The following is a 22,084-nucleotide window of genomic DNA, read 5'->3' on the forward strand; positions in this document are numbered from 1 at the left end:
TTAGTTATATATTTTTTTTATTAATCGAGCAATGCCACTTCCTTTAATGGAAGCAAAAGGCAATAAAACACGGTCTACCAAAAAGAATTTAAAAGCCGTTTTACTGTCCAAGAAACCATATGCTGCTAACAAATGTACTATTTTCTTGTTGTCTTCTTTGAACGCTTCTATATTTTCTAATATCTGAAAACGAAATATTTTTTTATAGGATTGTATAAAATAAGATTTTATATCTTGATTTTTAAACTGTTTTTCAGAATTTTGTCGCACCAACTCTACAACACTTAATAATAGTGTTTGAAAAGATTTCACCATTTTGGTTTTAATCTCTAAAGAGTTATACTTGGTTTGATAATTTGAATCGTTTCTATAATAACAATCAATAGTGTTGAAAACATGAAAATCGATTGCTTGTACAATTGCCTTTATAGCTACTTCTAAGTCTTCAAAAACGACCAAACTAGTATTAAAATGGATGGTTTTGAAAAAATTTGTTTTATAAATAGGTGATGTAATAGGCCATTGTCCGTGCAATTGAATAAAAGATTCTAACACTCTATTTTTATCTTGTTCAACAACAATTTCTTTTATTGAGAAATCGGGTTCGTCAAGGAAGCGCTCCATTTGAAACACTAAGAAATCACACTCATGATTTTGTTGGAACTGCGCTACTCGATTTTCCAAACAAGTAGAGACTAATAAATCATCGGCGTCTAAAAAAATAAGATACTCACCTTTGGCTTTCGTTACGCCATAATTTCGTGCCGAAGAAGGTCCTTTTGGCAAATCTTCTGGTCGTTTATAAAGTTGAAAACGATTGTCTTTTTCTTGATAATTTACAGAAATAGTTTCGGTTAAGTCGATAGAACCATCATCTACTAAAATACATTCCCAATCCGTATAGGTTTGCGAAAGCACGCTATCAAGAGTGGCTTTTATATGCTTACTACTGTTAAAAGTGGGAATAATTATGGAAACCAGTGGTTGCAAATTGTTTGTGTTTATCGGAACAAAATTGGGAAAAGTTGCTTTCTTTTCCTAATAATTGGGCAGTATTTAATAGCTAAAGTTGAGGCAAGTAGTTTCGGATTTGATTTTAGCAAATAAAACCAATACTTGAACTCTGTTAATAAGCTATACTTTTCTTTGTAGCGGTAATAAAATAGCCAATTCAATAGTAAATCGATTTTAGCTTTTTCGATGTTATTTTGAAAACTCCAACAAATAACCGATTTGTACATTTTTTGACGGTGTATTTTATATTGTTCCGTTTGATTAAAAATATTGGCATCATGAACACCTCGCATAGCAACGGCTTCTTTGATGTTTCCAGCCACTAATTTTGAGGTTAGTGCCATTTTAAGCAACCAATCAGTATCTTCAGCTACTACTAAATGCTCTTGAAAAAGTCCGATTTTAGTTAATACTTCTTTTTTGATAGTTAAACCATCAATTGAAAAATAGCCTTTTTTACCGTTTAATAAATAGCCAAATAATTCTTGCGGCGGAATAGCCTCTGTAACGGTAGTTAAAGATAATTCTTGGTGTTCTTCATCTGAAAAATCTCTATAAAAATGAACTCCAATAGCATTGTAAACACCGTCAATTGTAGTATCGCTACCAAAAATTTTGCTGTCGGTTTCAAAACGATTTTCCAAGTAAAAATCATCGGCATCTAAAAAGGCAATAAAAGGTTGGGTTGCTTTTTGCAAGGCTAAATTACGACTGGCAGAACGTCCTTTATTGACCTTATTTTCATGATGATAGATTATAATTCTAGCATCGGATTGTTGTAATTTCTGAAGAATAGCTAAAGAATCATCTGTACTTCCATCGTTTACTAAAACAACTTCTTTTACTTGGCCATGAAACAAAGCTGAAGTCACCGCTTTTTCAATATAAGCAGCAGCATTGTATACAGGGATGATGACAGAGATTCTCATTAGATTATTTAAATTGTGATTTTATAACTCTTCTTAGAAATCGGATTGCATTATAAAAACTGACTAATTTAATCAACGAAATAAGAACTATAAAGCCTTTTTTGACAGGAAATGGTTTTTGATTTTGAAGCAAAACTCCGTAGAATAACAATAAATCTTCTTTTTGTTCTTTTGTAAACTGTAGCTGTTTGTGATTCACAATAAATTCATAAAACTGAATTTTTGCCTTTTGCTTCAGCGCTTCATTATCTTTTTTTCCAGTAATACTTTCAGATGTAACTCTAACCTCAACAAAAACATCATTTATGCTGTAAATTGGTCTCTTATCCGCAAATTCAAGCCATGCTCTATCATCAGAATGCCATGCTAAAGGATAATTGTAAAAACCAAATTTAAGGTAAGTGCTTCGTGAGAAAATATGTTCCGACAAAGAACTTCTAGATTGCCCTGAGAAATTTCTGTAAAACGACTCTTCAACTTTTTCTAGTTTTGGATTAAAAAAATCTGGATATCCTTTTAATGATTTTTGATTTTCATCTATATATCGAGAAGCAAATCGAATTACTTGGCATTCATTCGAATTTATTTCGTCTTGGTTTTCATAGAAAGAAGCAACTACATTTTCATCTAAAACATCATCGTCGCCTAGAATCAGTAACCATTCTTCATTCTTAGACAAATCAATACAGCGTTTCCATTGTTCGGTTAAATTAGATCCTCCAAAATTAGTTTCAAAACGATGATAATCTAAATCAAAATGCGTTTTATACTTTGCAATTAAAGGAGCACAGTTTTCTGGACTAGCATCATCTCCAACATATACTTTAAAACGTTTATCGCTCTGATTGGCTAACGATTTTAACGTAGCTTCAAAGTAAGTGAATTTATAATACGGGATGATTATGGCGAGCATTTATTTTTTTTTAATTAGTGTGATTTTAGGAAATCCTATTTTGGTTTGAATTCCTATATCATTTACAAGTTTTTTATAGTATGTTTCATCGCCCCAGATTCCAAATGCTTCCTTTTGTCTCACATAAGAAATCATTTTAACTTGCGGATACGATTGAATTGCCCTTTCTAACAACTGAGCATTTTGACTGTTTTCATTTATTGATTCATCAAAACGCAAATAAATCAAAAGTTCATCATTAGGTTTTAGGATCGAAGAAAATTTATCAATAGATTGAATTACAAATTGCAAATCAGATTGCTCTTTTATTGCTTGACTGGTTACAGTGTGCAAAAAATAACAAGATTTATTTTTATGTAGTTTTAAAAATCGTTGCGTACGATCTTTAATTTTTTTTTGAAAAGCTTTATTCTCCATTAAATCATTAAAATGATAAAACAACGCTTCTGGATGCTTCTGAGAGAACACTTTTCCTTGTACATTTTTATCTAAATCGCTTAAAAAAAAATTAAATTCAGATTGTATGGTTTCAAAAGTAAAATTTAATGCTAAATGTGGTTTTATATCTAACCAATCGAAAGGCAAACTCTCTTTTCGTAGCTCCAATTTTGACAACATATAGGCTGGATGACAATCGCAACCAATAGGCAATAAAGATTTAACAGGCTTATATTGCTTATTAATTTTGAGTTGGTATTGAAAGGGTAGATTTATTTTCATTAGCCACGCAACTTAGAATATGCTATTTTTTTATAGTAAGGTATTTTTAATTTTAATCGATGCACATAACTCCATAAAGTTTGAGCAATTGGAGGTTTATCACTTTCAATCAATTTAGTGAGTTTTTTTAGCACCAATTGGAGCTCCTCTTCATAAGATACTTTTTTAATATTAAAAGGCTGCTCCATTATCATTTGAATTCCTAATTCGTCGTCGGAATCAATTTCAAGCATTTTTTGAATTACTGCTTCTTCTGAATTAAAATCAAAATAGTTCACAAATCGATTTTTATTAAAATCTTTATGCACTAATTTATTCCCCCAATAAATTGGTATACAATGCATAAACATAGGTTCTAGAACTTTTTCTGTTGTATAACCATCATGAATGCCATTTTCAAAAGACAAAACAAATTTATAATCTTTAATAAACTCAAATTTATCTAGCACAGGACCACCCACGTTGTTTAAATATTTTCCTCCCGAATCTACTTGTTTTACTTTTGATAAATTATGATAAAAATCGATACGTTCCTTACAATCGGGATTTGAAACCACCATACAGCAAAAATTAGTTTTGGATTTCCAAATCTGCTCAGCTTCTTCTCTTGACAATTTTCTATTTAATTTATCTAACATATTGTGATGCTCTATATACAGGGAATATAATGGCAATCTAAAATGTCTATTACTAGAATTGAAATCATAGGAAAAAGCTAAATCACAAGAAGTTAAATCTGGCCGAATATTTTCACCAAGAAACAATACACGTTTACAAGTATATTTTAAGTATTTAAACCCAAAACAAGAATAAAATAAAATTTCTGGATTTTTTTCATCAATTATTACCTCATATTTTTGCGCTAACAAATTATAAAAGTAGTTATTGGTTTTTTCATAACCAGCCCAAAAATCTTCAAAATTTACTCTAATGGTTGGTTTCATCTTCATTTATGATTTTTATGATTTCGGCAGGCACACCTCCAACTACTGTGTTTTTTGCTACATCTTTTGTGACTACTGCATTTGTTGCAATTACAACATTATCTCCAATTTTCACTCCACCCAATATTGCCGCTCCTTCACCTACCCAAACATTTTTACCAATAGTAATGATTCCTGAACTTATTAATGGCCTATCAGCAGGAGGAATAGATAACATCTCAAAAGTAGTATCCCCATGATTATGGTCTGAGATAAAAACTCGACTAGCAAACAAACAATTATCACCTATGTCAATTTTGTTGACACAACCTATATGACAATCTGGATTAAAAGTAACATTATTACCAATTGAAATGCAAGGGTCAAATTTTTGAGCCCCATATTTTGTAATAGCCTCAATTCTAAATCTGAATGAAGCCATGAAATTATCCCCAAACTGCATACTCTGTGGATTCAAAACACTATAATCCCTTCCTAAAGCAAAACCAACACCAACCTTTTTGAATTGTTTTTTTAAACTTTCCAATTCTTGAATCTCTTTTTTCCTTTGCAGTTCTTGCATTTGTAAAAAGATATATTGAATAATTCTATTCTTGATTTTTCTAATCATATCAATTATTTAAAGCACGAAACGATACTATCAATCTCATTTTCACTAAGCTCATAGAATAAAGGTAATCGCAATAGTGTGTTTGTAAATTTATCGCTATTCATCAATACTCTTCCATCATGTTTTTCATGATAATAAGGACTTGAATGTAAAGATATATAATGAAAAACGGCTAAAATTTCCTTTCCTTTTAATTTTTGTATAGCTATTGACCGCTGTTCTAAAGTATCAAAGTTAATAAAAAACATATGGGCATTATTAGTCGCATATTCAGGAACTAAGGGTAATTGAATGGCTAAATCAGAAGCTATAGTGCTCAACTTTTTATAATAATAATCCCAGAGTTGTTTTCTCTTATTTTGAATGGTTGGGATATTCTCTACTTGCGCCCATAAAAAAGCCGCTGTTACTTCGGATGGCAAAAAAGAACTTCCTGTATCTACCCATCCATATTTATCGACTTCGCCTCTGAAAAACTGAGAACGGTTGGTTCCTTTTTCCCAAATAATTTCGGCTCTTCCTATAAAACGGTTATCATTGATGGTTAACATCCCTCCTTCACCAGCTATAATATTTTTCGTTTCATGAAAAGAAAAAGCCCCTAAATGTCCTATGGATCCTAATGCTTTTTTGACACCATTTCTTCCGATATAAAAACTATCTACGGCTTGTGCAGCATCTTCAATTACTAATAAATTATACTTATCTGCCAAATCCATAATCAGATCCATATCACAAGCTATACCTGCATAGTGAACGGGCACAATCGCTTTTGTCTTAGGCGTAATTAACGCTTCTATGGTGGTGGCATCAATATTAGGGTTATCCAAATACGAATCAGCAAAAACAATTTTAGCACCTTGTCTTACAAAGGCTAAAGCGGTAGACACAAACGTATAACTTGGGATAATTATCTCATCTCCTTCTTTAATGTCTGCTAAAATAGCTGCCATTTCTAGTGCATCTGTACAAGAAGATGTTAAAAGGGTCTTTTTAAAACCATATTGTTGTTCAAAAAACTCTTGACACATTTTGGTGTACTTCCCGTTTCCAGATATTTTTCCAGAACGAACCGCATCTTCAATGTATTGAATTTCATTCCCTATTAGAAAAGGTTTATTAAACGGAATCATTATTTGAATTTTAATCTAAATTTACTCAAAGGTAAAATATTTTCTTTCGTATTTACGTTTTTTGCAACGGTAAGTCGTAATAATCCTTTACCACAAACTATCACAGGACAATTTTCTTTTACAAAAATCACTTTCCCAACCGTTCGATTTTCGATTTGAACATCTTGTTCCACTTCCACTTTCTCAATCATAATGATATCATTCTCTAAAATTGTTTTAGCACCATCATAAGGAAAGCCACAAGCATCTACTTTTCTTTTTATTTTTTCTGCGCTCCAATTCCAATCTATAAAATAATCTTCGTGATCTAGCCATAAAGAATAAGTAGCCTCTTTTTCATTTTGCTGTTTTGGCTTAAAAGAATTTAATAAACTTTGACGTATAATTTGATTAACAAGCTCAATATACAAATTGCCAACAACAGTTATTGCCTCTGCTATTGTAATTGGATATTGAATAGCTATTTTTTCTTGAGCTAAAATATCGCCTTTATCATATTCATTTGAAGCAAAAAGAGCTGTTGCACCGATTTCTTTTTCACCATTTATCAACATATTTACCAAAGGAGCAAAACCTCTGTATTTTGGCAATATAGAATCGTGAATTATAATTAAATTAGATAAATCAAGTAACCAACGCCAGGAAATAGCAATATAAAAATCACTATTTAAAACTCTTTCAGAAAGTGATTCTTTAAAAAAATAAGTAATCGTATGGATTTCACACAACTCTTTTATCTTATCCGAAAAGTCGTCTTCTAAATTTGCGTCTATTCCGATACAAATAAAATCAACGAATTGAGTTTGTTGATTTTTAATTAATGAATTTAAAACGTCAAACCCTTTTTGGGTCATTAAAAAGAATCCAAACTTCATAATTTTAAGTATTTAAATTCAAAATTTTATCAACCGCATTTAGTGAAGAATATTGTTCAACTTGTTTAACAGCGTTTTTAGAATATTCTTTATAGCTTTCAGGTGATAATTCAAAAATTGTTTTTATTCCATTAGCTAAATCTTTACTATCTTTCAATTTGGCTTTATAACCATTGTATCCTGAAATTACCATATTATTAACTACACCCATATCAAATCCTACAACTGGCGTACCACACGCTAAAGCCTCCGAAACCATCATAGGCCCAGCATCTTCTATAGAAGAATTCACAAATACATCAGAAGCCTGATACAATAAGGCTAACAAACGATAATCATTTATATAGTCAATATGCTTTTTATGAAAAGGAATTTCATTAAAAGAATCTACCTTACTTCTAGAAACAATTAACACTTCTATTTTACTTTTTTGCTCCACTGTTAGTTTTTTTTCTAAACTCTGCAATGCAGCAAGTAAATATTCAAATCCCTTTCTTTTAGCATTCGCGTGTTGACATCCCATCAAAATATAGAATGTATCGTCGTTCATATCAAAAATTCGTTTCGCTATAGCTTTATTATTGGAATTAAATAAAGAAGTATCAATTAAACTGTTTACATTAAGATATTCTTTTTGACCTCTATAAATATAAGAATCTTTAGCTTGATTTACTGTCCATTGTGACATTCCTATGATTTTGAAGTTACCTTTTTTCGCATTACTTAATTTGGTTTCAAAATTTATCTTTGGAATTTCCTTTCCTTCAACACCCAGAATAGCTGGACATTTACTGGAACATCCTTCAATATAACCATTACAATCCCATGCAAAATGACAACCACCAGTAAAATGATTCATGTCTACAGCAATGTTATAAACCTCAGCATTAGTTAATTGTTGTAAATTAAGTAAATCTGTTGAATTCATAAAGTTATCCGTCATTCCAGTGTATACAATTTCTGGAGTAAAACCAATTAATTCTAGAATTCTATTAGATGAAACATTCACAGAAGTTTCATCTACACTTATAAAATCATAATTTAAATCATAATTTATTTTAGGCGTAATTATCTTTATACTGAATTTGTTTTTAATTTTTTGTAATAACCGCTCTAAAATACTTTTACGTTTATATGGCTTTGGAGCATCTAAGTAAGTAATAATAAAACTATCAGGCTTGGTTCTATTTTTAACTAACATTTTTACTTGATGACCTTTTGAAATAAAGTGCTTTCCTAAACGATAAACAGCCTCATAAGCTCCATTTACATCTCCTGAAGATAATAACAATATTTTTTTCTTTATTTGCTCCATATAACCGGCATTTTAAAGACTCCATTCTCAGTATCACCATATTTGAATTCATCCTGAGCAATATTAACTATACTAAGATTGATCTTTTCTGTTGGATAATCCAATACTTTCACTTTTGGAATATCTAAAGCTAATCCTATTTTGTATTGATTGGCAATAATAGTGTCACTTGGAATTTGGACTAACCATTCAGAAATCCCTGTAAAATCTAAATCCTTTCTGTTGATAAAAATAACATTTTCAAATTTATCTAAAAGAGAAAAATTTAATCTAACACCCTTACTCAATAGTGTATTTTTTAAAGTAATGTGCACACAAATTTCTTGATTAGAATAAAACTCAATAACATTTTTTCCTTCTTTGTCTTTTAAAGCAACACTTAAAATTTGTGCTTCTTTAGTTTCATCTTCATGAAAATTAAGTTCCGACTGTTTTTCATTTGAAGAATAATTTAATAAATAAGAATCTAAAGTAGTATCTATATTCCCATCATGAATGAGTTGCCCGTGATGCAATAATAACCCTTTATTACAAAGTTTTTTTACAGCATCTAAATTATGACTCACAAACAAAATAGTCCTACCTTCTCCCTTACTAACATCATTCATTTTACCTAAACACTTTTTTTGAAACTCTGCATCACCTACAGCTAATACCTCATCTACTATCAAAATCTCAGATTCCAAATGGGCCGCAACTGCAAACGCTAAACGCACATACATCCCTGATGAATAACGTTTAACAGGTGTATCAATATATCGTTCTACTCCAGAAAAGGCAACAATTTCATCAAATTTACGCTTAATTTCATGCTTTCGCATGCCCAAAATAGCACCATTCAAATAGATGTTCTCTCTACCCGTCATTTCTGGATGAAAACCAGTTCCAACTTCTAACAATGAAGCAATGCGACCTTTTGTATAAATTTTACCAGTGGTAGGTTGGGTAACTTGACTTAATATTTTTAACAACGTAGATTTTCCAGCACCATTACGACCAATAATCCCAACTGAATCTCCCTGATTGATTTCAAAATTAATATCGCGCAAACTCCAAACATAATCACTTTCGCCTTTGCTACTCCTATCATTAGCTTCACCTATTTTTAAAAAAGGATCTTCTTTTCCACGCAAATTATGCCACCAACGTTTCATATCGTCTTTAACCGTACCTGTACCTACAAGCCCTAAACGATATTGCTTAGATATATTTTCTGATTTTATTACTACTTTACTCATTTGTTCTTACCTAATTTTCATTCTAAATCGACATCTTACCATTTCTCACTTTTTAAAACTATACCGTATCCATGAACGTTTTCTGTACTTTATTAAAAACCAAAATCCCTACAAACAAAACAACTAATGCAAAAACAAATGGATAAATAAAATCAGAAAAAACAAACGAGCCAACTCCTAAATAAGCATAACGCACATAATCAAACAAACCAACTAAAGGATTTAACTCCACCACCCATTGATAAGCTGTAGGAACAGAAGAACTAGGATAAATTACTGGTGTAGCATACATAAAAAGTTGCACTCCAAAGGCAATCAATTGATTCAAATCTTTATACTTAGTGGTCATAGAAGACAAAATCAAACCAATTCCCATTGAAATTAACGCCATTAAAACAATTACAATTGGAGTTGCCACTATCCAAAGATTTGGTTTAATTTCATTTTGAGAATAATAATAGCCCACAAAACATAGAAATAATATAAATTGAACACCAAACTTCATTAAGTTTGAAATTACAATGGTTAAAGGCATAATCAAACGAGGAAAATAAACCTTACCAAATATTGAAGCATTAGCATTAAAAACACCTGAAACATTTGTTAAACATGTGGAAAAATAATTCCAAAGTGTAATACCTGACATATAAAACACCAACTTAGGAGCTCCATCTGTAGAAAGTTGAGCAACATTTCCAAAAATAATGGTAAAAGTAATAGTGGTTAAAATAGGCTGAATAAAAAACCACAAAGGTCCTAAAATGGTTTGCTTATAAACCGTAACAAAATCCCTTCGCACAAACAACACCAATAAATCACGATAATGCCACAATTCTTTCAAATTTAAATCCAAAAGCGAATGCTTGGACTCAATAACAGCGTCCCATGACTCAGAGTCATCTCCAGTATTATTAGGGTTAGAAAATTCATTTTCGGAAGCATCCTTAAACAGCTTTTCTTCGTCTGAAAATTCGGTTTTATTCATGTATTCAGGGACTTTCATTTTTACCATATCAAAAATACACTATTTTAAACAGAAGACAAATTAATTCAAGAAATAACGCAAATTCTATACAAAAAAGTCAAAATTGAGTTTACAAAATAAGTAATTAAGCTTGAATACGGTATTTTAAAAGCATGTTATAAATTATTATACAGCACTAATATAGCATAGATATAGCACTGATATAGCACTAATCATATATACAAAATGAATAGTATAGCAACACAATTGCATAACTTCTTATTCAGATATTGAACTTCATAAAAAAAACTATCTTTGCATCAAATTCCCAATCATGTTATCCTTTTTCAAAACAAAACCTAAACTTTCTGAACTAATTCCCACTAATTATGTGGACATTCATTCGCATATATTACCTGGAATTGATGATGGTGCACAAGAAATAGAAGATTCTAAATTTTTATTAGAATCAATGATAGGATATGGTTTTTCAAAAGTGATTACCACACCACATACGATGAAAAATGTATGGGATAATACAACAAGTGCTATAACAACAGCTCATCAAAAAACCCAAACAGAGCTACCAAGTTTAACCAAACAAGTTGATTTACAATTTGCTTCAGAATATTTTTTAGATGAAAATTTAATACTGCAAGTACAACAAGAAAAACTATTAACATTAAAAGACAATTTCATTTTAATTGAAATGTCATATTTGAATGCTCCTATTCAATTGTATGATTTTCTATTTGAATTACAATTAAAAGGATATCAGTTAGTTTTAGCACACCCAGAACGATACACTTACTTACATTCAAATAAAAAAGAATTTGCAAAACTGAAAAAAGCCGGTTGTTTATTCCAGTTGAATTTGCTTGCAACGGTAGGTTACTATGGCAAAAATGCGTCAGAAATTGCTGATTATTTACTAAAAGAAAAACTATACGACTTTGTGGGTTCCGATTTTCATCACAAAAACCACATAGCAGCATTCCAAAACAAACTGGTTATTAAAAACAATCAAATACTTGAAGAAACAATTGCTAAAAATGTGTTTTTCAAGTAACTATTTCTTAAAAAATCGCTTCCAAGCTGGTACTAATTTTTCATCTGAACCATAGCCATAACCGTAACCATAGCCATAACCATAACCTTTTGTAGAATCGGTATCGTTGATTAAGATTGACATATTAGGTAATTTCTTTTCTTGATACAATTTTTCTGGCAAAGACAACATACGTTTGTCTAAATAATTAGCACGAGTTACATAAATAAATGTATCGGCATATTTTGCAATTAACAATGTATCCGTCACCAAACTTACAGGAGCTGTATCAACAATAATATAGTCGTAATCTTGCTTTAATTTTTCAAATAACTCACCTACTTTTTTACCCATCAATAACTCAGCTGGATTAGGAGGAATAACACCTGCAGGCAACGCATAGAAATTAGAAAAACCATCCACCTTAGTAATAAAATCTTCAATTTTTGTGTACTCTTTGGATGCTAAATAATTAGTTATCCCCACTTTCGGAACTACTAAATACTCTTCTAATTTAGGGTTTCTAATATCCAATCCAACTAACAATACTTTCTTATCAGACAAAGCAATGGTTGACGCCAAGTTTACTGAAATGAATGTTTTTCCTTCTTTTGGGAATGTTGATGTTAGGAAAATTGTTTTCGCAACTCCTTCTGGTACTTCATTCAGTAAAAACTCTAAATTAGTACGCACAATTCGAAGTGCTTCAGCCGTACTTGTTCTACTATTGGTATTAATGATTTGTTCCGAAGTTTCCGATTTTGGTACATCACCTATAAAAGGCATTGTAGTTGCTCTTTCAATATCCAATCGAGATTTTACTTTGGTATCAAATAATCGAATTACATAAATAACAGCAAATGGAATGAATAGCCCTAAGAAAAGCGCCACTATATAAACCACCTTTCTATTAGGTGAAACAGGACTTAATGCAGCATGCGCTTGATCAATCACCTTTGCATTGGGTTCTGTAACTGCTAAAGAAATAGCCGTTTCTTCCCTTTTTTCCAATAAGTATAGATACAACGCTTCTTTAACTTGTTGCTGTCTAGCAATAATTCTAAATTCTTTTTCTTGCGTAGGGATTTGAGAAATTCGTCCATCCACTATAGCATTTTGACGCGCTAAATCATTCTTTTTAATTTGCAAGGATGCTTTTAATTGATTCAAACTAGAAGAAACATTGCTTTTTAATGACGCAATTTTTTTATCCACTGCCAATACCATACTGTTTTTTGGACCCGCAGTTTTCAATATTCGGTTTCGCTCAAGAACCAATTGATTATATTGATCAATTAAGCCCACTGCATTTACATCAGAAGTTAAAATATTGGCTGGAATTAAATTTTCATTTGTTGTGTTTTTCATGTAATCCAACATTGTGTTAACCACTTTCAGTTGGGTTTCTGTTTCAATTTCACGTTTTTCAAACTCACTTGCGTTTTCTAAAAACAAACCTGCTTCTGAAGTTATATCAGTTACTTTATTCGTTTTTTTAAATTCTTCCGCATCTTTTTCAACACCTTCTAGTTCTTGTGAAATTAATTTCAATCGTTGTTCTATAAACTTTGAAGTATTTTCAGAAATAAAGTTTTTATCATCAATAGCATCTTGATTGTAATTTCGAACCAAAGCATCTAAAAAATCCTCTGCTCTGTACAACACTGGATCTACAAACGACAATTCAATAACGCTAGTGTTTTTACTCAAAGCCATCACCTTTAGTCGGGCTTTATAGCTTTCTGCAACTTGTAAAACTGGCTGAATTTCAATTCGAATAGAAAATTCAGTTTTATTCTTTTCTGGTTCTAAATTATTTTTTAAAATACTACAAGTCCCCGATTTATATTTAATAGTTTCACCATATTTAAAAACACCTCTTTTACTACCAGCTTCATCATATAAAGTATACGTAGAAGCAGAAGCGGCAACAACTCTAAGCTTATGGTTCTCTTTATAAAATTGCTCGTTTTGATTAGAAAAGAAAACCACAATTGGAGAATCTTTATAAATTTCACCATCTTTGATTCTTCCTTCGTTAATGTAGGAAATATTTAACCCTAAATCCTTAACTGTTTTTTCAACAAGTGTTCTAGATTTAATGACTTCTATTTCGTTATCCACATTACTTTTAACGTTTTTTAGCATTCCTAAATCTGAAAACGCAGACAGTTCAGAAGCCAAACCTCCTTTTCGTTCATCTTTAACCAGTATAGTAGAACTAGCGCTATACAAAGGAACAGCATAACGCAAATAAATAAACGCTACAGAAACCGTGATGGCAACACCAACAACAAACCATTTCCAATGGCTTAAATATCCTTCAATTTGTTCTCGAAGATTAAAATTTCTCTCTGAACTATCTTCTGAATTGCTATACTGATACATCTTATTATTTTATTGTTAAGGCTAATATAGTAACCACTAATGATAATGCAGAAATTCCAACAGCTATATTAGGTCCAATTACTGATGAATTTACTCTAGTTTTATTAGGTTCAATATAAACCACATCGTTTTGAGTTAAATAATAATACGGAGAATTAATAAAATCCGATTTCGTTATATCAATACGCTGCATAGTTTTTATACCTTCTTTTTCTCGGATTAAAAGAATATCATTTCGTTTACCGTAAATGGTTAAATCTCCCGCTAAAGCCAGAGCTTCAACTAAAGTTACTCGCTCACTTTGAATGGTATAAACCCCAGGTTTTGCAACTTCACCTAAAATAGAAACTTTAAAATTTACAATTCTTAAATTAATTATAGGATCTTTAATATGGTCTGTTAATACTTTTTTAAGTTCATTAACCGCTTCTGTTCTAGTTAAACCTGCTAATTTCACGTTACCAACCATGGGCAACTCTATAAAACCTGTCTGGTCAATTAGATACGTTTGTAAACGCTCTTGTGCCACACTACTTTCTGCATTACCTTGAAAAACAACTGTTTTTAAATTATAAGGCGCTGCAATCTCAGGATTTTCAGAGGAGATTACAATATTCAAAACATCGTCTGGCTGTAGAACAGGTTCAAACTTTTGTGCAGTCGAACTTGCAATAGTATCCTGAAAATAAGCAATATTTTTTGATGAAGAACAAGACTGTAATACAACAGCAAGTAACAAAAATGTGGCTAAGCGATAAATTGCATTCATAGGGGATTTTTTTACAAATATAATTTCTTTCATGAATTATAGTTCTTTTAGCTGTCTAAATCTGTAAATTCAGAATTATTACTTTTAAATTCGGGCACAAGTATTTTCATTTGTTTCACAATTTCAATAGTTGTCAAACTTGATGCTTCTAGCACTAATCTATTAATATCCGTTTTAATTTGTTTAAATTCTTGCGTACTCTCTTCTTTAGCAATCATTATTTTTTCATGATGTGTTGGTTGAGTTTTAGAAGAATTATTCAATAATTCTTCAAATAATTTTTCTCCAGGACGTAAACCAATAATTGCAACTTGAATATCTTTTTCAGGTACAAAACCAGCCAATCGAATCATTTTATGAGCCAAATCAATAATTTTTACTGGTTTTCCCATATCAAAAATATAGATTTCACCACCATTACCCATAGATCCTGCTTCTAAAACCAATTGACAAGCTTCAGGAATTGTCATGAAATAACGAATAATATCAGGATGTGTAATTGTGATTGGTCCACCAGCTTCAATTTGTTTTGTAAATAAGGGCACAACTGAACCATTTGAACCTAATACATTTCCAAATCGAGTAGTAATAAATTTCGTTTTATGAGAAGGTTCATTTTCTACTTCATACGCTAACGATTGTACATATTGTTCTGCTATTCGCTTACTAGCTCCCATAATATTACTGGGATTTACCGCTTTATCTGTCGAAACCATTACAAAAGAATCGCTTTTGTGTTTCAAAGCCAAATCAGCTATCACTTTTGTACCAAAAACATTCGTATAAACAGCTTGAAAAGGATTACTTTCCATCAATGGCACGTGTTTATAAGCCGCAGCATGATACACCACATGAGGTTGATGCAACTCGAAAATTTGTTCCATCACCTTTTCATCCCTAACATCAGCAACATATGGAATAAAAGCACTTTTATTCATTTTCTTTTCCAAATCAAGACACAATTGATGCAATGGTGTTTCAGCTTGGTCTACAACAATGATTTTTTGAGGATTAAATTCGATTACTTGATTTACTATTTCGCTACCTATAGAGCCCGCAGCTCCAGTGATTAAAACAACTTTGTTTTTAATTTGATTTGAAATTAAACTTGTATTTAAAACAATAGGCTTTCTATCTAATAAATCTTGAATTTCAAAAGTTTTAATACGCTTTGTAAGCTGTCTTTGATTGTTCCAATCGGTTACCACAGGAACAGTCAATAATTTAATATCGTTTTCTAAACACTGATCTATAATCAAAAGTTGCAACTTACTAGGAATATTTTTATCTGCAATAATTAAGTTATCAGCATTTAATTCTTCTAAAATTTTAACAATAGATGTTTCATGAGATACAATAGGCAAATCCAAGATGGTCTTAGTAACATTATTCTTATATTTATCAATAAAACCAACTAATTTATACCGTCTTGGTTGTTCCGCTTTTAAAGCATTTGCCAGAGCAATTGCATGATTATCGGTCCCATAAATCACTACTCTTTGATATCCAGAAGCATGACTTGCCTCAATATAAATTTGGTAAATAATCTTTACCGCTATTCTAAAAGATAACAAAAAAATAAAGGAAATAAAAAACATCAACAACAAAGCTGGCATTAAAAAAATCTTAGTCCCTATAAAATAATAATGAGAATAATTTAATACCGCCAAAGCAAGAAAGGTGCTAAATGTTGCTTTGAAAAGATTAAATCCGTCATTCAAAGTAGAATGTCTTATAATCCCCGCATAAGTCTTAAATGCAAAAAAGAAAAAAATCTGTGTCAATACAATAATCAAAGTTCTTTGGAAAACTGAAGCTGTATCGTAATATTTGAAAGTCAAATTAGAAACTATCAAATAAGTAACTAAATTAGCAAATAGGATAATGGCTATATCAATTAAAAATATAACCCATCTAGGAAGATAACCTAAGTGAATAATTTTGTTCTTCATTAAAAATGAAGCAATTGACGAATTATTTTCGTTTTTATTTTGTGGCACTAAATTTAATTTGGGGAGACAAATTTAACAAAATTTGATTAGCAATCTCAAATTACTTCATAAAGAAACAGTTAAGCACCGATAGAATTCTATTTTGCTCATTTTCAGAAAGATTAGAACCAGATGGCAAACACAATCCATTATTAAACAATTCTTCAGAAACTGTAGTTCCATAATAAGGAGATTTTTCAAAAACTGGTTGTAAATGCATTGGTTTCCATAGTGGTCTAGTTTCAATATTTGCTTGTTCAAAAGCTAATCGCAAAGTTTCTCTTTTTTCGTAAGATTCTAATACAATAGCCGTTAACCAATGATTAGAATAATAATCAGCTGTCGGTTCGTGCAATACTTTAACCGAATCTACCGTTGAAAAGAAATCTATATAAAATTGATGTATTTTTCTTCTCAAACTCACATGAAGATCCAAAACCTCCATTTGTCCACGACCAATACCTGCACAAATATTGCTCATTCTATAATTATAGCCAATTTGAGAATGCTGATAATGTGGTGCATTATCTCTAGCCTGAGTTGATAAAAAAACGGCTTTGTCTTTTAATTCTTTGGTACGAGCAACAATTGCCCCACCACCCGAAGTAGTGATGATTTTATTTCCATTAAAAGACAATACTGAAATAGCTCCAAAAGTACCGCATTTGCGACCTTTATATGAACTCCCTAAAGCTTCAGCACTATCTTCCAAAACTGGAATTTCATATCGATTTGCAATCGCTGTAATTTCGTCCATTTTTGCTGGCATTCCATATAAATGAACTGGAATAATAGCTTTAGGCTTTTTACCTTTTGAAATTCTATCTTTAATGGCTTCTTCTAATGCGATTGGACACATGTTCCAAGTATCTATTTCGCTATCTATAAAAATTGGTGTAGCTCCCAAATAAGCAATAGGATTGGCTGATGCCGAAAAAGTCATTGATTGACAAATTACCTCATCACCAGCTTTTACTCCTAATAAAATCAAACCTAAATGCAACGCCGCTGTCCCTGAACTCAAAGCACCAACAAAAACATTTTGATTTAAATACTTTTCTAATTCCTGCTCAAATCCATTCACGTTAGGACCCAATGGTGCTACCCAATTGGTTTCAAATGCTTCTTGTACAAATTTTTGCTCCTTACCTCCCATATGTGGTGAAGACAACCATATTTTTTCTTGTTGCATTATGAATGTAATTTTATTGGTTTAGCAGGAATTCCAACAGCCGTACAATTTTCTGGAAGTGATTTAGAAACCACAGCTCCAGCACCAATTGTGGTGTTTTTTCCAACAAAAACTTGATTGATTATTTTTGCTCCTGTACCTACATAAACGGCTTCCTCTACAACTACTTCTCCTGAAACATTCACCCCTGGCATCAAAGATACATAATCTTCTAAAACAGTATCATGACCAATTGTACAAGCTAAATTAATAGTCACATAATCTTTAATTATAATGTTGCATGTAATAATATTTCCCGCACAAATCACAGCTCCCTTCCCAATTAAAACATCATCATTCCCGATTAAAACAGAAGGATGAATCAACGTTTCATATGTTATATTTGAATTATGAATTAAAGTAACAACATTCTTTTTGTAAACTGGATTTCCTAATGCCAAAGCAACAGTAATTTCTTCAGAAACACTATTCAAATCGGCTACCATTCCTAAAACTGGAAAACCATTTATCAATGTTCCTTTTTCTTTCCCATCATCATAATAACCTATGAATTGGTATTTATTTTCAACTGCATTAATTTGGTCAATAAGCATTTTCACTTCTCTTCCAAAACCTCCAGCTCCTATAATAGCTATTTTTTTCATATGTAGGGGGCACATAAATAATTAATATTGACCTTCAAAAGGCTCAATTGTAGCGGCATTTTCCGCATTTATTCCTTCGCTAATTACTACTTTTTTAGCGGTTAAAAATAAGATTTTTAAATCTAATGCAAAAGAAACATGATCAACATAATAAACATCTAATTCAAATCGTTTATCCCAAGAAATTGCATTTCTACCATTTACTTGAGCCCAACCTGTAATTCCAGGTTTAACTTCATGTCTACGATTTTGAAAGGTACTATATAGATGTACATAATCTGTTAATAATGGTCGAGGTCCTATTAAACTCATCTCACCTTTTATCACATTTAACAATTGTGGTATTTCATCTAAAGAAGTTTTCCGAACAAACTTCCCTACAGTTGTCAATCTTTCTGAATCATGTAATAATTTTCCCGCTGCATCTTTTTTATCATTCATTGTTTTAAACTTGATAATACTGAACACTTTACAATTCTTACCAGGTCGACGTTGAATAAAAAAAGGTTTTCCTTGGTTGGCAAAAAACAACAAAAAAGTTACCAATAGAAATACTGGTAATAAGATTATGAATCCCATCACGGCAAGTAGAAAATCTAAAATTGGTTTTATTATTCTTGAATACATATTACTTTTTACTTGGCTCTTTTTACTTGGCTCATAATAACTTCATAACTATGTTTTGGTGTTACATTATTGATAAAATACTGATATCCATTTTCACCCATTTGTTTACAAAGTTGGGGATTTGAACGCAATAAATCAATTTTTTCTTTAATTAGATTAGGTTGGTTTGATGGTGCCCAAACTCCAGCTTTGAGTTCGTCTTGAATAATCGTTCCGTAATCTGTATTAATATCAATTGCTGCCAAAACAGGAATTTTTGCATTAAAATAACTCAACGATTTGGATGGAATATTCGGAATTGTAAAATTTTCATGTAAAGAAATTAAACCGCAATCAGCAACCGATATAATATTTTGATAATCTCCCCGCGGTAATGAATTCTTAATTATAACGTTTTGAATGTTTTTATCTACTATTAGTTTTTCAATCTTAGCTTTTTCCGTTCCTTGTCCAACAATAAAAAACAAGACTTTGTCTTCTGGCTTAAACAATTCTGCAACCATCAAAATATTTTCTAACTTTTGAGGCAAACCAATATTTCCTCCAAAAATAATGACAAACTTATCATCAAAATTATACTTATTTCTTAAAGATTCTCTATCTTCAGAAAACTGTGGAATTTCTTTTTGCCAATTGGGTAATAAATGTAATTTTTCAACTTTCATTTTAGGATTATGTTGGATTACATAATCAATATTTCCTGGCGACATACAACCTATTTCATCAGCTACTTCATATAGAAAATGTTCTTTTTTTCGGAAAAAATTATACAGCAATCCGTCTTTTTTCATCATGTTTAAATCGACTGCATTTTGAGGGAAAATATCTCTTAAAATCAAATATAATTTCGATTGATATTTCTTTTTTAACCAACTCGCCACATCAACCAAACTAATAGGTGGAGTTGGCATGATGATTAAATCTAAGGTTTTAGACTTGAAATATTTTTTAATCGCTTTTTTATATTGAAAAGGTAATAAAACATTCGCAATTCCTTTTTGGATAGGATTTACATTTAACAGCTGAAGTGTTTTAACACGAATTACAGAAATCCCTTCTTCATTTATCAATCCAACTTCAGAATCATTCACAGCTGGCGCCACGACAAAAACTTCATGACCTTGATTGCGAAATTCTTCCATTAAATCGGTATATAAATTACTCGAATTTGGAATTTTTGGATAAGCTAATGCTAAGAAGATAATTCTCATACAAATAAAGAGCCAAGTAAAAAGTAAAAAGTAAAAAGTTTCATACTTTAATTATTATTAGATTTATTGACAATTGCACCAAGAATACTCTTAATTTCTTTACTTTCCTGAATAAGATATTCAAGATTTTTATCATCTTTATCAGATAATTCTTTTAAAATTCTCAACCAATAATTAGATTCTCTGGCTTCTCTTAATGATATTTTAACTTTATTTATAAAATCAGGTTTTGAAGATCCTGCTTGTGATTCTTCATAATTTGCTCCAACCGAAGTGCAAGATTTTCCTAATTGAAATCTTATTAAATTATTCTCTGGATTAGCTTCTAATTTTCTTAAATATTTTAAACAATCAACTCCAAAATTGAAAGTTCTTTTTAGTAAATCATTTTCTTTCATAATAATTTTACTTGGCTCTTTTACTTTTTTGACCAAACCACTCGATTCACATAATCCGTATAACTCAATATTATTCGCACCATTTTTTCTGAGACATTTGGCATAGAATAATCGGCAACAAGGCGGAAATTTCTTTCAGAGTCCGTTTTTTGAGTTTCTAATTGCACTAACCCTTGCATAATTCTTTCAGATGAAAGTCCAACCATCATTACAGATGCTTCCTCCATAGCTTCTGGTCGTTCGTGTGCTTGGCGAATATTTAATGCTGGGAAATTTAAAATTGAAGATTCTTCTGAAATCGTACCACTATCCGATAAAACAGCAAAAGCATTCATTTGCAATGCATTATAATCGTTAAATCCCATTGGCTTTAAAAACTGAACCTCCTCACGAACTTTTACATTCTTACTTTCAATCATGTTACGAGTTCGCGGATGGGTGCTCACAATAATTGGAAATTTATAGTGCTCTGCAATTTGATTTAAACTTTCGATTAAGCCATTAAAATTATCCGGATTATTGATGTTTTCTTCACGATGTGATGAAACCACAAAGTATTTTCTTTTTTCTAAATTAAGCCTTGAAAGAATGTCTGATGCTTGAATATTCGGCAAATAATAATGTAGCACTTCAAACATTGGCGAACCCGTTTTAATAATTCTATCAGCAGGTAAGCCTTCACGAAGTAAATATTCTCGAGCAATATCGCTGTAAGTCAAATTCACATCGGAAATATGATCTACAATTTTACGATTGGTTTCTTCAGGAACACGTTGATCAAAACAACGATTTCCAGCTTCCATATGAAATATAGGAATTTGGCGTTTTTTAGCAGGAATCGCACACAAACAACTGTTCGTATCGCCCAAAACTAAGAAAGCATCTGGTTGCACTTTTTCTAAAAGCGGATCAATTTTAATTAAAATTTGTCCAACGGTTTCTGTAGCTGTTTTTCCAGCAGCATTTAAAAAATAATCAGGTTTACGAATGCCTAAATCGTCAAAAAAAATCTGATTCAATTCGTAATCATAATTTTGTCCTGTGTGAACAAGTATATGTTCTATAGCTTCAGAAGCATCCAAAGCAGCCATCACTCGTGATAAACGGATGATTTCTGGACGCGTTCCAACAACAGTTATAAGTTTTAGTTTTTTCATATAT

At 31.2% G+C, this 22,084-nt stretch carries 21 protein-coding genes; 1 reads left to right on the plus strand and 20 read right to left on the minus strand.

Annotation, left to right across the window (positions count from 1 at the left end; genetic code table 11):
• The 11 genes from VK164_RS07440 to VK164_RS07490 are packed head-to-tail and all read right to left on the minus strand — an operon-like array spanning position 1 to position 10,694.
• Entirely contained in the window at positions 1 to 990 is a 990-nt protein-coding gene (locus VK164_RS07440; protein WP_324208751.1) for a glycosyltransferase family 2 protein, read from the minus strand.
• Positions 991 to 1,001: 11 nt separating this feature from the next.
• A complete protein-coding gene (locus tag VK164_RS07445) occupies positions 1,002 to 1,943 on the minus strand; it encodes a glycosyltransferase family 2 protein (RefSeq protein WP_324208752.1) in 942 nt (313 codons plus the stop codon).
• A 4-nt stretch (positions 1,944 to 1,947) separates the two neighbouring features.
• A complete protein-coding gene (locus VK164_RS07450; protein ID WP_324208753.1) occupies positions 1,948 to 2,856 on the minus strand; it encodes a glycosyltransferase family 2 protein in 909 nt (302 codons plus the stop codon).
• On the minus strand, positions 2,857 to 3,576 hold the full coding sequence (locus tag VK164_RS07455; protein WP_324208754.1) for a DUF1796 family putative cysteine peptidase: 720 nt from the start codon (positions 3,574 to 3,576) through the stop codon (positions 2,857 to 2,859).
• The gene (locus VK164_RS07460; RefSeq protein ID WP_324208755.1) at positions 3,576 to 4,526 is read right to left on the minus strand and encodes a glycosyltransferase family 10 domain-containing protein; all 951 of its coding nucleotides are present in this window, start codon (positions 4,524 to 4,526) and stop codon (positions 3,576 to 3,578) included. The genes VK164_RS07455 and VK164_RS07460 overlap by 1 nt, the downstream gene beginning before the upstream one ends.
• A complete protein-coding gene (locus tag VK164_RS07465) occupies positions 4,504 to 5,130 on the minus strand; it encodes an acyltransferase (RefSeq protein ID WP_324208756.1) in 627 nt (208 codons plus the stop codon). Before VK164_RS07465 ends, VK164_RS07460 begins: the two co-directional genes overlap by 23 nt.
• 5 nt (positions 5,131 to 5,135) lie before the next feature.
• Positions 5,136 to 6,263 (minus strand): dTDP-4-amino-4,6-dideoxygalactose transaminase, encoded by a 1,128-nt coding sequence (rffA, locus tag VK164_RS07470; protein ID WP_324208757.1) that lies wholly within the window; start codon positions 6,261 to 6,263, stop codon positions 5,136 to 5,138.
• On the minus strand, positions 6,263 to 7,138 hold the full coding sequence (locus VK164_RS07475; protein WP_324208758.1) for a methionyl-tRNA formyltransferase: 876 nt from the start codon (positions 7,136 to 7,138) through the stop codon (positions 6,263 to 6,265). Before VK164_RS07475 ends, rffA begins: the two co-directional genes overlap by 1 nt.
• A 4-nt stretch (positions 7,139 to 7,142) precedes the next feature.
• Positions 7,143 to 8,453: a glycosyltransferase gene (locus VK164_RS07480; RefSeq protein ID WP_324208759.1), complete on the minus strand. Its 1,311-nt coding sequence runs from the start codon at positions 8,451 to 8,453 to the stop codon at positions 7,143 to 7,145.
• Positions 8,441 to 9,691 (minus strand): ABC transporter ATP-binding protein, encoded by a 1,251-nt coding sequence (locus tag VK164_RS07485; protein WP_324208760.1) that lies wholly within the window; start codon positions 9,689 to 9,691, stop codon positions 8,441 to 8,443. Before VK164_RS07485 ends, VK164_RS07480 begins: the two co-directional genes overlap by 13 nt.
• A gap of 58 nt (positions 9,692 to 9,749) precedes the next feature.
• On the minus strand, positions 9,750 to 10,694 hold the full coding sequence (locus tag VK164_RS07490) for an ABC transporter permease (RefSeq protein ID WP_324208761.1): 945 nt from the start codon (positions 10,692 to 10,694) through the stop codon (positions 9,750 to 9,752).
• Between the two features lie 295 nt (positions 10,695 to 10,989).
• Between VK164_RS07490 and VK164_RS07495 the strand changes: the two genes are divergently transcribed.
• Positions 10,990 to 11,724: a tyrosine-protein phosphatase gene (locus VK164_RS07495; RefSeq protein ID WP_324208762.1), complete on the plus strand. Its 735-nt coding sequence runs from the start codon at positions 10,990 to 10,992 to the stop codon at positions 11,722 to 11,724.
• Here VK164_RS07495 and VK164_RS07500 read toward each other — a convergent pair whose 3' ends face one another.
• The 9 genes from VK164_RS07500 to wecB are packed head-to-tail and all read right to left on the minus strand — an operon-like array spanning position 11,725 to position 22,080.
• Positions 11,725 to 14,091 (minus strand): GumC family protein, encoded by a 2,367-nt coding sequence (locus VK164_RS07500; protein ID WP_324208763.1) that lies wholly within the window; start codon positions 14,089 to 14,091, stop codon positions 11,725 to 11,727.
• Between the two features lie 4 nt (positions 14,092 to 14,095).
• On the minus strand, positions 14,096 to 14,860 hold the full coding sequence (locus VK164_RS07505) for a polysaccharide biosynthesis/export family protein (protein ID WP_324208764.1): 765 nt from the start codon (positions 14,858 to 14,860) through the stop codon (positions 14,096 to 14,098).
• 47 nt (positions 14,861 to 14,907) lie between these two features.
• Positions 14,908 to 16,860 (minus strand): nucleoside-diphosphate sugar epimerase/dehydratase, encoded by a 1,953-nt coding sequence (locus VK164_RS07510; protein ID WP_324208765.1) that lies wholly within the window; start codon positions 16,858 to 16,860, stop codon positions 14,908 to 14,910.
• A gap of 52 nt (positions 16,861 to 16,912) precedes the next feature.
• Complete coding sequence (locus tag VK164_RS07515; RefSeq protein ID WP_324208766.1) at positions 16,913 to 18,043, minus strand: DegT/DnrJ/EryC1/StrS family aminotransferase; 1,131 nt, start codon at positions 18,041 to 18,043, stop codon at positions 16,913 to 16,915.
• Entirely contained in the window at positions 18,043 to 18,687 is a 645-nt protein-coding gene (locus VK164_RS07520) for a NeuD/PglB/VioB family sugar acetyltransferase (protein WP_324208767.1), read from the minus strand. Before VK164_RS07520 ends, VK164_RS07515 begins: the two co-directional genes overlap by 1 nt.
• Before the next feature lie 21 nt (positions 18,688 to 18,708).
• On the minus strand, positions 18,709 to 19,314 hold the full coding sequence (locus VK164_RS07525) for a sugar transferase (protein WP_324208768.1): 606 nt from the start codon (positions 19,312 to 19,314) through the stop codon (positions 18,709 to 18,711).
• 8 nt (positions 19,315 to 19,322) lie between these two features.
• A complete protein-coding gene (locus VK164_RS07530) occupies positions 19,323 to 20,525 on the minus strand; it encodes a glycosyltransferase family 4 protein (protein WP_324208769.1) in 1,203 nt (400 codons plus the stop codon).
• Positions 20,526 to 20,572: 47 nt separating this feature from the next.
• Positions 20,573 to 20,923, minus strand: a complete 351-nt coding sequence (locus tag VK164_RS07535) for a four helix bundle protein (RefSeq protein WP_324208770.1) — start codon at positions 20,921 to 20,923, stop codon at positions 20,573 to 20,575.
• Positions 20,924 to 20,943: 20 nt separating this feature from the next.
• Entirely contained in the window at positions 20,944 to 22,080 is a 1,137-nt protein-coding gene (gene wecB / locus VK164_RS07540; protein ID WP_324208771.1) for a non-hydrolyzing UDP-N-acetylglucosamine 2-epimerase, read from the minus strand.
• Between the last annotated feature and the right edge of the window lie 4 nt (positions 22,081 to 22,084).

Source organism: Flavobacterium sp., assembly GCF_035299005.1.
In the GTDB taxonomy this organism is placed as follows: Bacteria; Bacteroidota; Bacteroidia; order Flavobacteriales; family Flavobacteriaceae; genus Flavobacterium.

Coding starts and splice junctions, on each gene's coding strand:
- VK164_RS07445 (WP_324208752.1), bottom strand. CDS start 1,943: ATGAGAATCTCTGTCATCATCCCTGTATACAATGCTGCTGCTTATATT.
- VK164_RS07455 (WP_324208754.1), bottom strand. CDS start 3,576: ATGAAAATAAATCTACCCTTTCAATACCAACTCAAAATTAATAAGCAA.
- rffA (WP_324208757.1), bottom strand. CDS start 6,263: ATGATTCCGTTTAATAAACCTTTTCTAATAGGGAATGAAATTCAATAC.
- VK164_RS07495 (WP_324208762.1), top strand. CDS start 10,990: ATGTTATCCTTTTTCAAAACAAAACCTAAACTTTCTGAACTAATTCCC.
- VK164_RS07520 (WP_324208767.1), bottom strand. CDS start 18,687: ATGAAAAAAATAGCTATTATAGGAGCTGGAGGTTTTGGAAGAGAAGTG.
- VK164_RS07490 (WP_324208761.1), bottom strand. CDS start 10,694: ATGAAAGTCCCTGAATACATGAATAAAACCGAATTTTCAGACGAAGAA.
- VK164_RS07450 (WP_324208753.1), bottom strand. CDS start 2,856: ATGCTCGCCATAATCATCCCGTATTATAAATTCACTTACTTTGAAGCT.
- VK164_RS07505 (WP_324208764.1), bottom strand. CDS start 14,860: ATGAATGCAATTTATCGCTTAGCCACATTTTTGTTACTTGCTGTTGTA.
- VK164_RS07515 (WP_324208766.1), bottom strand. CDS start 18,043: ATGCAACAAGAAAAAATATGGTTGTCTTCACCACATATGGGAGGTAAG.
- VK164_RS07500 (WP_324208763.1), bottom strand. CDS start 14,091: ATGTATCAGTATAGCAATTCAGAAGATAGTTCAGAGAGAAATTTTAAT.
- VK164_RS07480 (WP_324208759.1), bottom strand. CDS start 8,453: ATGGAGCAAATAAAGAAAAAAATATTGTTATTATCTTCAGGAGATGTA.
- wecB (WP_324208771.1), bottom strand. CDS start 22,080: ATGAAAAAACTAAAACTTATAACTGTTGTTGGAACGCGTCCAGAAATC.
- VK164_RS07525 (WP_324208768.1), bottom strand. CDS start 19,314: ATGTATTCAAGAATAATAAAACCAATTTTAGATTTTCTACTTGCCGTG.
- VK164_RS07475 (WP_324208758.1), bottom strand. CDS start 7,138: ATGAAGTTTGGATTCTTTTTAATGACCCAAAAAGGGTTTGACGTTTTA.
- VK164_RS07530 (WP_324208769.1), bottom strand. CDS start 20,525: ATGAGAATTATCTTCTTAGCATTAGCTTATCCAAAAATTCCAAATTCG.
- VK164_RS07535 (WP_324208770.1), bottom strand. CDS start 20,923: ATGAAAGAAAATGATTTACTAAAAAGAACTTTCAATTTTGGAGTTGAT.
- VK164_RS07460 (WP_324208755.1), bottom strand. CDS start 4,526: ATGAAGATGAAACCAACCATTAGAGTAAATTTTGAAGATTTTTGGGCT.
- VK164_RS07465 (WP_324208756.1), bottom strand. CDS start 5,130: ATGATTAGAAAAATCAAGAATAGAATTATTCAATATATCTTTTTACAA.
- VK164_RS07485 (WP_324208760.1), bottom strand. CDS start 9,691: ATGAGTAAAGTAGTAATAAAATCAGAAAATATATCTAAGCAATATCGT.